This window comes from Pseudomonas pohangensis (assembly GCF_900105995.1).
Lineage (GTDB): Bacteria > Pseudomonadota > Gammaproteobacteria > Pseudomonadales > Pseudomonadaceae > Aquipseudomonas > Aquipseudomonas pohangensis.
The window spans coordinates 1,620,028-1,633,242 of record NZ_LT629785.1 but is presented as its reverse complement, the minus strand read 5'-3'; the positions used below and the strand labels follow the sequence as shown (position 1 = coordinate 1,633,242).

Annotated in this window: 10 protein-coding genes; 1 reads left to right on the top strand and 9 read right to left on the bottom strand. The window is 59.7% G+C overall.

Translation table 11 applies throughout. From position 1 onward, the window contains the following. Window positions 1-48 precede the first annotated feature (48 nt). From nosR to BLT89_RS07575, 7 genes are all read right to left on the bottom strand, one after another. A complete protein-coding gene (gene nosR / locus BLT89_RS07605; RefSeq protein ID WP_172829160.1) occupies window positions 49-2,226 on the bottom strand; it encodes a transcriptional regulator NosR in 2,178 nt (725 codons plus the stop codon). A gap of 139 nt (window positions 2,227-2,365) precedes the next feature. Further along, window positions 2,366-4,207, bottom strand: a complete 1,842-nt coding sequence (locus BLT89_RS07600; RefSeq protein ID WP_090193925.1) for a nitric oxide reductase activation protein NorD — start codon at window positions 4,205-4,207, stop codon at window positions 2,366-2,368. Between the two features lie 227 nt (window positions 4,208-4,434). Next, window positions 4,435-5,859: a cbb3-type cytochrome c oxidase subunit I gene (locus BLT89_RS07595; RefSeq protein WP_090193924.1), complete on the bottom strand. Its 1,425-nt coding sequence runs from the start codon at window positions 5,857-5,859 to the stop codon at window positions 4,435-4,437. Between the two features lie 3 nt (window positions 5,860-5,862). Then, window positions 5,863-6,303, bottom strand: a complete 441-nt coding sequence (locus BLT89_RS07590) for a c-type cytochrome (RefSeq protein WP_090193922.1) — start codon at window positions 6,301-6,303, stop codon at window positions 5,863-5,865. A gap of 207 nt (window positions 6,304-6,510) precedes the next feature. Further along, window positions 6,511-6,771: a cytochrome C oxidase subunit IV family protein gene (locus tag BLT89_RS07585; RefSeq protein WP_090193921.1), complete on the bottom strand. Its 261-nt coding sequence runs from the start codon at window positions 6,769-6,771 to the stop codon at window positions 6,511-6,513. A 105-nt stretch (window positions 6,772-6,876) separates the two neighbouring features. Next, on the bottom strand, window positions 6,877-7,404 hold the full coding sequence (locus BLT89_RS07580) for a cytochrome c oxidase subunit 3 (protein ID WP_090198806.1): 528 nt from the start codon (window positions 7,402-7,404) through the stop codon (window positions 6,877-6,879). A 43-nt stretch (window positions 7,405-7,447) separates the two neighbouring features. Further along, on the bottom strand, window positions 7,448-8,245 hold the full coding sequence (locus BLT89_RS07575) for a CbbQ/NirQ/NorQ/GpvN family protein (protein WP_090198804.1): 798 nt from the start codon (window positions 8,243-8,245) through the stop codon (window positions 7,448-7,450). A gap of 229 nt (window positions 8,246-8,474) precedes the next feature. Here BLT89_RS07575 and BLT89_RS07570 point away from each other — a divergent pair, with 229 nt between their 5' ends. Beyond that, window positions 8,475-10,859, top strand: coding sequence for an alpha/beta hydrolase family protein (locus BLT89_RS07570; protein WP_157718817.1), 2,385 nt, complete (start codon window positions 8,475-8,477; stop codon window positions 10,857-10,859). A gap of 66 nt (window positions 10,860-10,925) precedes the next feature. On the opposite strand, the gene BLT89_RS07565 is transcribed toward BLT89_RS07570, so the two are convergent. Both BLT89_RS07565 and BLT89_RS07560 read right to left on the bottom strand, forming a co-directional pair. Beyond that, complete coding sequence (locus BLT89_RS07565; RefSeq protein WP_090193918.1) at window positions 10,926-11,696, bottom strand: SDR family NAD(P)-dependent oxidoreductase; 771 nt, start codon at window positions 11,694-11,696, stop codon at window positions 10,926-10,928. Window positions 11,697-11,819: 123 nt separating this feature from the next. Then, entirely contained in the window at window positions 11,820-13,073 is a 1,254-nt protein-coding gene (locus tag BLT89_RS07560) for an acyl-CoA dehydrogenase family protein (protein ID WP_090193917.1), read from the bottom strand. Window positions 13,074-13,215: the final 142 nt, after the last annotated feature.

Here is a 13,215-nt window from a genome sequence, read left to right as displayed (position 1 = left end):
GTTATCGCTCATGGTTTTTCTCCTTTGATACAGGCTTGAAGGTGGTATTCACCTTGCTTCCACCAAATCGATTACAGGGATCAGTTGCACTCCCTCCGGGGCTTTCTTGTTGCGTTTTTTGTGTTTGTTAATCAGTGGCGGACATTTGTTGTCGTTGTGATAGGTCATCTGGCAGTCCAGACAATAGTGGCACTCGTTGGCATTGATCTTGCCATCCGGGTGAATCGCCTGAATCTCGCATTCCTTGGCGCACAGCTGGCAGGGGTCGCCACATTCCTTGCGCCGCTTGAGCCAGTCGAACAGACGCAGCTTGGTCGGAATTGCCAGCGCCGCGCCCAGCGGGCAGACATAGCGACAGTAAACTTTGCGGGTAAAAATATTGATTACCAGCAGAATTACGGCGTACAGCACAAACCACCACTGTCGATCGAACTTCAGTGTGATCGCGGTCTTGAACGGTTCCACTTCGGCGAACTGCTCAGCCGCCGACATCGACTCCAGAGAAATACCGAACAACATCAGCAGGATGATGTACTTGATAGCCCAGAGCCGCTCATGCAGCGCGAATGGCAACTCGAACTGACGAATCTTTAGTTTGCGCGCCGTCTCGTTGATCAGTTCCTGCAAGGCACCGAACGGGCAGAGCCAGCCACAGAACACGCCGCGCCCCCAGAGCAGAATGCTGCCGGCGGTAAAAGTCCAGATAATGAAGATCACCGGATCGGTGAGAAACAGCTCCCAACGGAAGTCCTGTATCAACGCATGGACGAAGGTCAGCACGTTGACCACCGACAACTGGCCCAGGGCGTACCAGCCAATGAACACTACGGTAAACACCAGGTAACCACGACGCAGCCAGTGCAGAAAATGTGGTTTCTTGGTGAAGGTGTCCTGCAGGAACAGAATGATTGTCAGCAACAGCAGAGCAACAACTATCACACCGATCTGGAAGCTCTTCTGATACCAGATGTTCAGCCAGATCGGCCGACTGGCTTCCTCGGCTGCTGCCAGTTCCTCAGCGGTCGGTAGTGGCCGCTCGAGGTACTCCTCGGGCATCTGGTAAGGCAGCTCGAAACTGACGAACTCCGCGCTGATTGCACCGGTCTGACGGCGCACCAGCAGCTCCAGAGTCCAGGGTGTGCCCGGATCGAACTCGGCTTGCGGACGGATAATGAAGATAGACATCTCGTCGAACTTCGGCATACCGGCAGCGAAGACATCGGACAGACGCTCATGATCCATGTCACGGAAACTGATTACCTCGCCGAACTGACGCAGCTGTACCCGATCGAAGATACCGCCACGTACATAGCCGGAACCCTTGTAGGAATACTCACCCTGGCCGAAAACACCAATGGCTTGTTCGCCCGGTTTGAGATCGCGCATCAGGAAGCGGTACTGGTTGTCACCCAGCAGATTGCGGCCAATGGTCGGCGGATTCAGATCGGTGACGTACAGATCGATAAAGGTGTCATTGGCTTGTTCAGCTGAAGCCTTGTGCACGCCCTCGGCTTTACTGCCCGCGAAGGCCTCGTCAACCTGGCCACGGGTCAGTTTCAGGCGGCGGATCGCTCCATTGCCGGTGAGTTGGGTCCAGTCGGCCGGCTGGTAGATATCTTCACGCACGGTGGCAGGCTTCTGCTTGACGCCTCCATGATCCGTAATCAAGCCAAGCGACACTGCCACTTCGTGGGCGGCACGCGTAACCACTTCGTTGACCACCATCACGGTGACAGTTGCGCCGGAAATAGCATCGATGGTCACCGCACCTGGATCACTGGAGTGACCGATAACTACCCGTTGGCCAACCTTGATACCGGTGTATTTGGCGGCAAAGTCATGCAGCTTTGACTCGGGGATACCCACCAGCAGGATTGGCTCGTGATGCTCAAGGACATAGGCATCCTTGATTTCCCCGGCAGGGTCAAGAATCACCTGCATATTGATCGGTTTGCCGGAATAGGCCGGAATATTCACCACATCCTGGCTCTGAAACACATAGCCGAGCACGCCGGCTTTTCCCGAGCCATCCTTGCCCGAGATGGTGCGTACGTTGAATTCGCCTTCGGGTGCGGAGACTGCAATATCCCCGGGGAAAGCAAGAGCTATACGCTGCTGTTCAATCTCGCCGTAGCTTTTGGCGTACACCACTTGCACGGTGGAAAGGGCACAAAGCAGCAAAAACAGACAAACAACCTTCCACGGAGACAGGCCGTCACTCGACATAGAGAGCTGATTGCTTTTCATGTGAACTGGCAAACCCGAATGTATGAAAGTTTTAGAGTGTCAAGACTTCACATTCCAGATGCCTTGACAGTAGTCAAGAACGCGCGCCAAGGCCAACAACCGCGCATGCCTGCCAGCCTCAGTTCTGCGTCAGCTGGCGGTACAGTTGCGGCAGGCGCAGGGGCAGTTGCTCCGGCTGGCGGATCAGCGTGTAGCCATTGGCGCCGAACATGTAGGGCAGGTAGTCGCCGGCTTTCTGGTCGATGGTGATGCAGAACGGCAGCAGCCCGGCGCGGCGTGCTTCCAGTACCGCCTCGCGGGTGTCCTCGACGCCATAGCGGCCTTCGTACAGATCCAGATCATTGGGTTTTCCATCCGTCACCAGCAGCAGCAAGCGGCGCTTCTGTTTGCACTCGCCCAGCAGCTTGCTGGCCTGGCGAATGGCTGCACCCATGCGGGTGTAGTACCCCGGTTTGAGCGCCTGAATGCGCCCGCGAGTATTGTCGTCATAGCGCTGTTTGAAGGTTTTCAGTTCCTGCATGCGCACCTGTTGCCGGCGTAGCGAGGAGAAGCCGTACAGGGCAAAGGGGTCGCCAATGGCCGCGAGGGATTCGCCAAATAGCAGCAGGCTGTCGGTGATCACATCGATCACCCGGTGCTCATCGTTCAGATGCGCGTCGGTGGACATCGACAGATCGGCCAACAGCAGGCAGGCCAGATCGCGGCGCCCGGGGCGCTGCTCCATGAACAGGCCGCGTTCGGCGCAGTGGCCGTGCTGGCGTTCCACATGAAAATCCAGCCAGGCCTGCATGTCCAGCTCGGCGCCCTGGGGTTGCTGGCGCAGCCACTGGCGATCATTGCGCAGGTGCTCGAACTGCCGACGCAGACGCCGCGCCAGTGGCGCCAGACGCAGCGGCAATGGCTGCGCCTCGCTGCCGCGCGGCAACTGCATTTGCAGGTTGACGAAGTGCTCCTGCAGCGCCTGTTTGCGATAGTCCCATTCGGGCAGCTTGATACCTTCGCCCAGTGGTATGTCATCGACCTCCGCCGGCGGCAGATCCAGATGCAATTTCAGCCCGCCGCCTTTACGGCTGCGTTGGCGTGACAGGGCCAGTTCGTCCAGATCCTCGGCGACCCGCGCCGCATCCAGGTCCTCGCTATCGTCGCCGGCACGATCCAGCTCGACATGTTCGGACCAGCTGAACAGGTTCTCCAGGCGAAACACCATCAGGCCGCCCTTGCTCTGGCTGTCCTCGATGCGCCTGGCGCGCTTGCGTACCACTGCTTGCTGATCCGGCGGAGTGAGCAGATTGCTATCGCTTTCCTCATCCAGATCGCCGGCCTGTGGCGCACCGAGTTGTTCGGCCGGGTACAACCACAGTGGCAGCGGCCAGGGTGCGCGTTCGCTACGCGGAAACTGCGTGACGCTGCCGGGGTCACGCAGCGCCTGACACAACGCCTGCTCCAGCGCGGCTTCCGCCGGGTTCAGGGTTTTACTGTCCGGGCGTAGCGCCAGATGCGCTTCGACCAGCCGCTGATAACGAGGTAGCAGCGCCGGAAAACGCTGCAACAATTCCCGCGTCCAGCGCTGGTTGTCACGCGCCCAGTGACGCATCTCACCGGCCTGCGCGGCCAGCAGCGCCAGCCAGCGATAGAGTTCGCGGTTCAATTCAAGGTCAGGGTAAACCGCCAGCTGCGGCGGCAAACGCAGGCTGCCGGCATCGCACCAGGCCAGCGGCAATTGCTGGCAGGTGCCGGCCACTTTCTGCAACAAGCTGCGACGCAACACCAGGTCACGGCCACTGGCCGCTTCGACAGCAACCCCGCTGGCGCCACCAACAGCACGAAACAGCAAGGCCAGCGCGCGTTGCTGTTCGCTCAACTCGACCCGCGCCTCGGGAAAGTCAGGGCTGGCGCGACGGGTAATAAAGCGGTGCCAGATGCTGCCGACCCATTCCTCTACTTCGACGGTGAACCCCATAGGTCTAACCCTTTTAAAAGGCGCTGTAGCAGTTCCGCGTAGAACCGACCCAAAACAGACGAAGCGCATATTCTGTGGGAGCGGGCTTGCCCGCGATGCTGTGCTTGACGCTCTATCGCGGCCAAGGCCGCTCCCACAAATACGGCTGCAGAGCTAGCCAACTGATAACGGGCGCAACGCCTGAGAATCAGCCCGCTGTGTTAGCCGGGCCGTTATTGCGCAGTGCCTCAGCTCGCCGGTGACACTTCGCCCAGTTCTTGCGGCGCGCGGCGTGGCATGAAGCTCCACAGGTAGCAGATCAGGCCAATCAGGAACACCACCCCGGCCGCCAGACGCGCCCAGAAGAACACCGCCAGTTGATCCACGGTGGCCATGAACGGCAGGGCATTGGCATCGTCCGGCAGACGTTGCAGGACGATCTGCATGACCCCGGCAGCCGTCAGACACAAGGTGATCACCACCATCGACACGGTCATCAGCCAGAAGCCCCAGACCTCGATGGTTTGCGAGCGCACATCCGGTGCTTCACCCAGACCACGCAAGCGCGGCATGGCGTAACTCATCAGCGTCATCACGATCATCGCGTAGGCGCCGTAGAAGGCCAGATGGCCATGGGCCGCGGTGAGCTGGGTGCCGTGGGTGTAGTAGTTGACCGGTGCCAGGGTATGCAGAAAGCCCCACACGCCGGCACCGAGGAAGGCGGTAACCGTGGTGCCCAGTGCCCACAGGGTAGCGGCGCGGTTGGGGTGCTGGCGACGGCGGCGTTTGACCATGGTGAAGGCGAACAGCACCATGGCGAAGAACGGCATCGGTTCCATCACCGAGAAGATCGAGCCGATCCACAGCCAGAAGCCGGGCGCGCCAATCCAGAACAGGTGGTGACCGGTACCGAGGATGCCGGAGATCAGCGCCATGGCGATGATCACGTACAGCCACTTCTCGATCACTTCGCGGTCAACGCCGGTGATCTTGATCAGCACGAAGGCCAGCATGGCGCCCATGATCAATTCCCACACGCCCTCCACCCAAAGATGCACCACCCACCACCAGTAGAATTTGTCGCGTGCGAGGTTATCCGGGTTGTAGAAGGAGAACAGGAAGAACACCGCCAGGCCGATCAGGCCGGTCATCATCACCATGCTGACGGTGGTCTTGCGCCCCTTCAGAACGGTCATGCCGATGTTGAACAGGAAGCCCAGCGCGACCACCACTATGCCCATCTTGGTGATGGTCGGCTGTTCGAGAAACTCACGACCCATGGTCGGTAGCAACTCGTTGCCGGTTAACGCGGCCAGCCCGGCATAGGGCAGCGACAGGTAACCAATGATGGTCAGCACGCTTGCCGCAGCGAACACCCAGAACAGCACCAATGCCAGTTTCGGACTGTACAGCTCGCGATCCGATTCCTCGGGAATCAGGTAGTAAGCCGCGCCCATAAAGCCGAACAGCAGCCAGATGATCAGCAGGTTGGTGTGCACCATGCGCGCCACGTTGAACGGAATCAGCGGGAACAGGAAGTCGCCCACCACGTATTGCAGCCCCATGATCAGACCGAACAATATCTGCCCGACAAACAGCATCAGGGCAAAGGTGAAGTAAGGTTTGGCCACGGACTGCGAGGCAAATTTCAGATAGGGATTTGCAGTACTCATCACTCAACCCTCCTTGTTTGGTGGCCAGTTGTTGGTATCGATCTTCGAAGTCCACTTGAGGAACTCCGCCATATCGTCCACCTGCTGGTCGGTCAGGTGAAACTGCGGCATTGCCCGCCGCCCCGGTACGCCAAGTGGCTGCACCTTCATCCAGGCATGCAGGAAGGGTTTGAAACCGTCCTCGCCACCGCGACGCTGGAACACATTGCCCAGCTCCGGCGCGAAGTAGGCGCCTTCGCCGAGCAGGCTGTGGCAGCCGATGCAGTTGTTTTGCTCCCAGACCAGCTTGCCGCGCACCACTGACTCATTCATCTGCTCCTGATTGGTACGTTCCGGGTAGGACTGCTCTGTTTGATAGGTCAGGGCCAGAAACACCAGGAAGAAGAACACGCTCCCCCCGAAGTAGATGTTTCTGGCCATGCCTTTAGTGAAGGTATCTGACATGGCCGTTTCCTCTTTACTTGGCGCGCCCATTCTAGAAAGCCGGCCAGACAAACCCGCTTGATGGCAATCAAGAAAGCTTGATGGTTTTACTCGGATATAGGGTTTGACCCATAGAGGAGGGGAGGAGGCCGGTGTTACGCGGTTAGCCCGCCTGGATTAGCCGGGCAGGCGGGGTAGTAGAGGGTGCAGTTTGTTCCAGCCATCCGTTCAAGATGAAACCGCAAACTGCAGACTGAGCAACATGCCCAGCGCCATCACCAGCGCCCAGCTGAACAGCAAGCCGCGCCATAGAGGCGGCGCATACCGCAGCTCCATGAAACGCTCGCTGATCAGCCACGCCTTGGCTACCGCAGCCAATAGCACCAGTGCTGCCAACAGCATGCCGCTGCCGGCCAGTTGCACACTGGCCACGCTGAGCGCCACCAGTGCCAGCCAGCAAGCGATCAATAGTCTGGAAGTCGAATTCATCGAACCCTTCAGTGTCGGAAAAAATGACCGTAGGGTGGACTTCAGCCCACCGTTGGGCAGGGATTACTGGTGGGCTGAAGCCCACCCTGCGTGTTCAACATCCGGTTAATTGAGCACATACACCAGCGGAAACAGCAGCACCCAGACCAGATCGACCATGTGCCAATACAGCACTGCGGATTCCGCAGCCGGGTGGTTGCCGGCGGCATTGGCTCGCTGCCAGCAATGTTTGGCCAGCCAGCCGAGAATCAGCATGCCGAGCAGTACATGGAGAAAGTGGAAGCCGGTGACGATCCAGTACAGGGTGAAGAAGGTGTTGTGTTCGATATCCAGTCCCAGCCCGGCCAGATGCCGGTACTCGCCAAGCTTGAGCCACACATAGCCACAGGCGCAGCCGAGCGCAGCCAGCAGTAAACCCGCAGCGTGCCGCGAACGCCCTTGACGCAGTTGTTCCAGCGCCAGGGCAGCGAGCAGGCCGGAGGTCAGCAGGCTCAGGGTCAGCGCCAGGCCCATGGAGCGATCGAGCAATTGCCGGCTGGCATGGAACAGCTCCGGCTGCAGGGCCTGGGCGGCAGCGAAGGAAAGCAGCAGCATGGCAAACACCGTCAGTTCGGCGAGGATGAACCACCACATCGCCAGATCACCGGGCAAGCGCCGGGCCGCAACCGCATGTGCTTCAGACAAAGTGCAGGTCGACCACATCCATCAGCGCCGCCACGGTTTGTGGATCGTCCGACAGCGGTTCGGCCAAGCACGCCAGGCAGGCTTCGCGCGGACTCATGCCGGCGCTGATCATGCGTGCGGCGAAGATCAGCAAACGGGTCGAGGCAACCTCTTCCAGGTCATGCTGCTCCAGACGGCGTAACGCCTGGCCGAGCTTGACCAGTTGTGCTGCCAGCGCATCGCTGACCTGCGCTTCGGTGGCGACGATGCGCTGTTCTTCGGCAGGTTCCGGATAGCTGAAGCGCAACGCGACAAAGCGCTGACGGGTGCTCGGCTTCATGCCCTTGAGCAGGTTCTGGTAACCGGGGTTGTAGGACACCACCAGCATGAAGCCCGGCGGCGCGCGCAACACCTCGCCAGTACGTTCCAGATACAGTTCGCGGCGGTCATCGGCCAGCGGGTGTAACACCACGGCGGTGTCCTGCCGCGCCTCGACCACTTCATCCAGATAGCAGATGCCGCCCTCGCGCACTGCGCGGGTCAACGGGCCATCCTGCCACCAGGTGCCTTGTGCGCCGATCAGATGCCGACCCACCAGGTCGGCAGCGCTGAGGTCATCATGGCAAGCCACGGTGTACAGCGGCAGGTTCAGGCGATGGGCCATGTGTTGCACAAAACGGGTCTTGCCGCAGCCGGTCGGGCCTTTGATCAGTACCGGCAAGCCATGCTCCCAGGCATGCTGGAACAGTATTTCTTCATTGCCGCAGGCCTGATAGAAAGGCCGCGTCGGCGGTGGGGTTACCTGGGCCATAGTCAGCGGAGCATTCACGGCACACCTCATGCAAGATTGTTCAGGCTTGCACGCTAGCGGTCGCTTGTCAGCGGCTCAAGGCGCCTGCGCGGAACTCTTGATTGGCGTCAAGCCGGGGTGGAATCAGCCGCTGATGCGAAGGTAAAACGCAAGATTGAATTACGCTGCTTTGAACGCTGTTAGACTTCGCCTCGCGACTATTTCCCCGGACATGTATTCAGGATTCACCATGCAAACTCCCTTGCGCGCTCAGATTATGGCTTTCATCGGTTGTCTGGCACTGGCGACGTCAGCGCTGGCCGAACCGCTTGCCAGTGGCTACAAACGACCGTCAGCGGAAATTTCGGCGCTGCTTACTGCAACCCCGCCACCCGAGCCTCTGGTGCATCACGCTTCCGGCAAGCTCGCTTTGCTGTATAGCGAAGCAACCATGTCCATGGCCCGCTTGAGTCAGCCGTACCGGGGGCTTGCCGGATTTAGGTTTAACCCGCAGACCCGCCGCTCGGGGGTCGGGTCCTTGTTGACCAAGGTGGAGATAATCAGTACCGACAAGGCTGCTGCGGGTGCTGTCAGGGTATGGGAGCCCACTGACCAGCAGGCACGTTTCGACGATGTGCAGTTTTCGCCGGATGGTCGCTATCTGTCTGCACAGCTGGTGTCTACCGGTCCAACCCGACTGTCTGTGTATGACACGCAGACCGGCAAGGCGACCATTTTCAATACGCCGATCAATCCTGCCTGGGGTTCTCCCTGCCAGTGGTTTTCCAATCAGGAGATGCTGTGCCGTCTGGTCAGCAACACCAGCGAATTTTCCGCACCGGTACTCAATCAACCGGTAGCGATCGAGCATGATGGCGGACCGGCGCCGGTGCGTACCTACAGCAATTTATTGAAAAATACCGCCGATGAACTGGCCTTCGAACATTACTTCGACGTCACTCTGGCGCGTGTCGATATCCACGGAGCTACCACGTATTTGCGCGATATCAGCGGACTGATTTCGCGGATGAAACCATCGCCTGATGGAACCCTGGTGGTTATCAAAAAATTGCAACGGCCCTTTTCCAACCTGGTCAGGGCCAATCAGTTCCCATCGACGATAGAAATCTGGGATCTGGCAAACCAGAAGCAGCTCTACCAGTCCAGCGTTGCCGGATACAACGTCGACAGCGATGAGTCGGGCGATGATGCGCCGACTGTTCGCGAGTTTGTCTGGCGTGAAGATGTTGGTTCGTCACTTGGCTGGATCCAGCGCCCGGCGGATGACAGCAAGGAGAAAATTTACCGCTGGATGAACCTGCATCAGGGTGTCCTGCAGGAAGTCGCAACTTCGCCCAAACGGATCCGCGACTTCGGCTGGACCTCTTCCGGGACCCCTTATTTTTCGACGCGTTCAAGTGAAAGAAACGGGCTTGATTATTTTGTAGTTGAAAACCACAAGGCGCGTCTGGTGGCCTCGATCGAGACCAAGGACAAATACGAAAATCCCGGCAAAGCCCTGAGGACCGAAGGCGAGAACGGGGCGATTCTCGAGATCAGGGGCAATATTTACCTGTCCGGTGATGGCCTGAGTGACGCGGGCGCACGTCCGTTTCTGGATCAGATGGATTTGCAGACCGGCACCCGCAAGCGCGTCTATGAGTCCGAAAAGGGTGTGTTTGAAAAGGTTATCGGCATAAAGGATGCTGCTGCACAGGAGTGGATCACTTCCCGCGAAAGCCAAACGTCGCCACCCGGTTTTTTCCTGCTTTCCGGGCATGGACGAACAACCCTGCGTGCGCTGGCCAACCCGTATCCACAACTGGATCAGGTCGAGCGCTCCATCGTGAATTACCAGCGCAGCGATGGTGTGGCACTGCGGGGTACTTTGTATCGCCCGAAAAACGTGCCCAAGGGTACGCCGTTGCCAACCCTCATCTGGATTTATCCCTACGAATATTCGGATGTTGAATTTGCCGAACAGGTGAACGAGCGCTGGTACCAGTTCCACCATATCCGTGGCCCTTCACCCGTTTCTGCGGCTCTGGCCGGGTATGCGGTGTTGATCAACCCGTCCATGCCGATCATTCAGGAAGGCGATGAACTGAATGAGAACTATCTGACCGAACTGACCGCCGACGCCCAGGCTGCGGTGAACTACCTGACGGAAAGCGGCATAAGCACAGCAGGGAAAATCGCCATTGGCGGGCAAAGCTATGGCGCTTTTTCATCCGCCAACTTGTTGATCCACTCAGACCTGTTCGCAACGGCAGTGGTGCTCAGCGGGGCCTATAACCGCACGCTGACCCCGTTCGGCTTTCAGCGTGAAAAGCGCAATTTATGGGAGGCCTCGGAGTTTTACATGAGCGTCTCGCCATTCTTTTATGCCAATGAGCTGACCCGGCCGATTCTGATCATGCATGGTGCGGATGATGAAAACACCGGTACACCGACGTTCCAGTCAACCCGCTTCTTTCATGCGCTGGTTGGCGATGGCGCCACCGCCCGACTGGTGGTGCTGCCCTACGAGGGCCATCATTTCCGCGGTACCGATACCTTGCTCGACACCGTGGCGGAAATGATTGAATGGCTGGATAAAACCATTGGCACAAAAGCCGGGGCTTTAACCCGATAGCGCGGACGGCCAGCATAGGGGTCGCGGCGATCTGGCCGGAGTGGTCAGGCCATTGATTGCCGGGGCTTACGCTGCTCCGTGGCCCTGGCGCAGGCTGTAGCCGTTATCCACTACCCAGTCCTGCCCGTAGACGCCCCGTGCGCCTTGCGACAGCTGAAAGGCGATCACCTGCGCCACTGCTGCAGCATCCACAAAGTGCCCGGGCAGCAGGCGCCGACCGAGTTGTCCGGCCAGCTGTTCCAGCTCTCCTTCAGCCAATCCCAACCCGTCCCACAGGGCGGTGGCAGTCGGTCCTGGCGACACCAGATTGATCCGTACGTCGAGCGGTGCAAACTCCACGGCAAGGCTGCGTACCTGGGTAATCAGTGCCGCCTTGCCGGCACTGTGCGCGGCCAGCCCGGGAAAACTCGCCTGGCTGAGAAAGCTGCCGAGAAACACCACCGAACTGTTGCTGCCCAGAGCGCCGCGCAACGCCGCCAGGGTATTCAGCGCGCCGGCGCCGTTGACCGCCCACTGCCGGTCGAACGCCGCCTGATCAAGACTGCCGGCCAGCTCGGCATGACCGGCGCAGGCGACCAGATAATCCACGCCACCCAGTTGCACCGCACGCTGGCGCAGCATTGCCAGATCGGCACTGCGGGTGACGTCACCGGCCTGCAACAGCAGCTGCTGCGGATAGCTTTGCAGCAACGCCTGCAGTGTCTGCGAACCACGTACATGCCGGGCCATGCCCAGCACCCGCGCGCCTTGCTGCAACAGTTGCGCGGTCAGCGCCAGACCGATCCCTGAACTGGCGCCGGTAATCACCACCAGGCGATCGGCAAACTCGCTGTCCATCCATTTCTCCACTAGCTGCTCTGTGACTGGCAAGGTCTTTGTACAGGCACCAGCAGGTCGGGCGACTTGACTGCAATCAGCTTTAGGTTTTACGCACAGTTTGCTCCGGCAGGCTGCAAAGCATCAGCCGAGGCTGTGCGGCGGCGTCAGATAGGCGGCGGTGGCGCCGCGCTGCTGTTCGGCAGCCTTCAGCTCGAAACGCGCAATGCTGCGCAGGTGAACCTGGTCGGGACCGTCGGCAAAGCGCAGCGCTCGGCCCCCCGTCCACATATCCGCCAGCGGGGTATCGGGGCTCAAGCCCATGGCGCCGTAGACCTGAATGGCGCGATCGACCACGCGGGTATGCATGGCCGGCACCAGTGCCTTGATCATGGCGATTTCATTGCGCGCGGCCCTGGCGCCGACCTCGTCGATCATCCAGGCGGTCTTCAGCACCAGCAGGCGCGCCTGTTCGATTTCAATGCGTGACTCGGCGATCCAGTCACCGATATTGGCGTACTGCTGCAGATACTTGCCGAACACCTTGCGCTCCTGACAGCGCTCGACCATCAACTCCAGCGCCAGCTCGGCCATGCCGATCGAACGCATGCAGTGGTGAATGCGTCCCGGTCCCAGACGCGCCTGGGCCATCATGAAACCGTCACCCTCACGACCAAGCAGGTTGCTGGCCGGTACCCGTACATCGCGCAGCAGCATCTCGCAATGGCCTTCGGGGGCGATGTGGTTGAGCACCGGGATATTGCGCAGTAGCTGCACGCCGGGGGTGTCGAACGGCACCAGAATCATGCTCTGCTGCTGGTGCGCGGCGGCATCCGGGTCGGTCTTGCCCATGACGATCAGCAACTTGCAATCGGGGTGCGCGGCGTTGGTGATGAACCACTTGCGGCCATTGATCACATATTCATCGCCGTCACGGCGAATCAGCGTCTGGATGTTGCTGGCATCGGAGGAGGGCACGTCCGGCTCGGTCATGGCGAAGGCCGAACGGATCTGCCCCTCGAGCAAGGGCAACAGCCAGCGCTGGCGCTGCTCCTGCGTAGCAAACAGATGCAACAGCTCCATATTGCCGGTGTCCGGCGCGTTGCAATTGAACACCTCGGAGGCCCAGGACACCCGGCCCATGATTTCTGCCAGCGGGGCGTATTCCAGATTGGTCAGTGCGGTGCCCGGCTCATCGGCCTGCAACGCCGGCAGAAACAGGTTCCACAAACCTTCGGCGCGCGCCAGCGCCTTCAGGTCGGGCATGAACGAAGGCGGGTACTGGCCGGCCGCCACCTCGGCGTGCCAGGCAGCGATACGCGGCACGATATGCTCATCAAGAAAACGCCGCAGTTGCAGGCGCAAGGCTTCAGTACGGGCGCTGTAGGCAAAATTCATATGGAACCTCGGACGGTCTGGACTATGGTTGAATTGCCACCTTAACCAGACCCGCAGGCAAAACCGAGGATGCTCCAGAGCCTGAATCAGGCTCCATCAGCGCCACTGGAACAGCAGCGATTCTTGTCCGGGATCATCGCCA

Coding starts and splice junctions, on each gene's coding strand:
- BLT89_RS07585 (WP_090193921.1), bottom strand. CDS start 6,771: ATGAATTCGACTTCCAGACTATTGATCGCTTGCTGGCTGGCACTGGTG.
- BLT89_RS07590 (WP_090193922.1), bottom strand. CDS start 6,303: ATGTCAGATACCTTCACTAAAGGCATGGCCAGAAACATCTACTTCGGG.
- BLT89_RS07580 (WP_090198806.1), bottom strand. CDS start 7,404: ATGTGGTGGTTCATCCTCGCCGAACTGACGGTGTTTGCCATGCTGCTG.
- BLT89_RS07565 (WP_090193918.1), bottom strand. CDS start 11,696: ATGGACAGCGAGTTTGCCGATCGCCTGGTGGTGATTACCGGCGCCAGT.
- nosR (WP_172829160.1), bottom strand. CDS start 2,226: ATGTCGAGTGACGGCCTGTCTCCGTGGAAGGTTGTTTGTCTGTTTTTG.
- BLT89_RS07570 (WP_157718817.1), top strand. CDS start 8,475: ATGCAAACTCCCTTGCGCGCTCAGATTATGGCTTTCATCGGTTGTCTG.
- BLT89_RS07560 (WP_090193917.1), bottom strand. CDS start 13,073: ATGAATTTTGCCTACAGCGCCCGTACTGAAGCCTTGCGCCTGCAACTG.
- BLT89_RS07595 (WP_090193924.1), bottom strand. CDS start 5,859: ATGAGTACTGCAAATCCCTATCTGAAATTTGCCTCGCAGTCCGTGGCC.
- BLT89_RS07575 (WP_090198804.1), bottom strand. CDS start 8,245: ATGGCCCAGGTAACCCCACCGCCGACGCGGCCTTTCTATCAGGCCTGC.
- BLT89_RS07600 (WP_090193925.1), bottom strand. CDS start 4,207: ATGGGGTTCACCGTCGAAGTAGAGGAATGGGTCGGCAGCATCTGGCAC.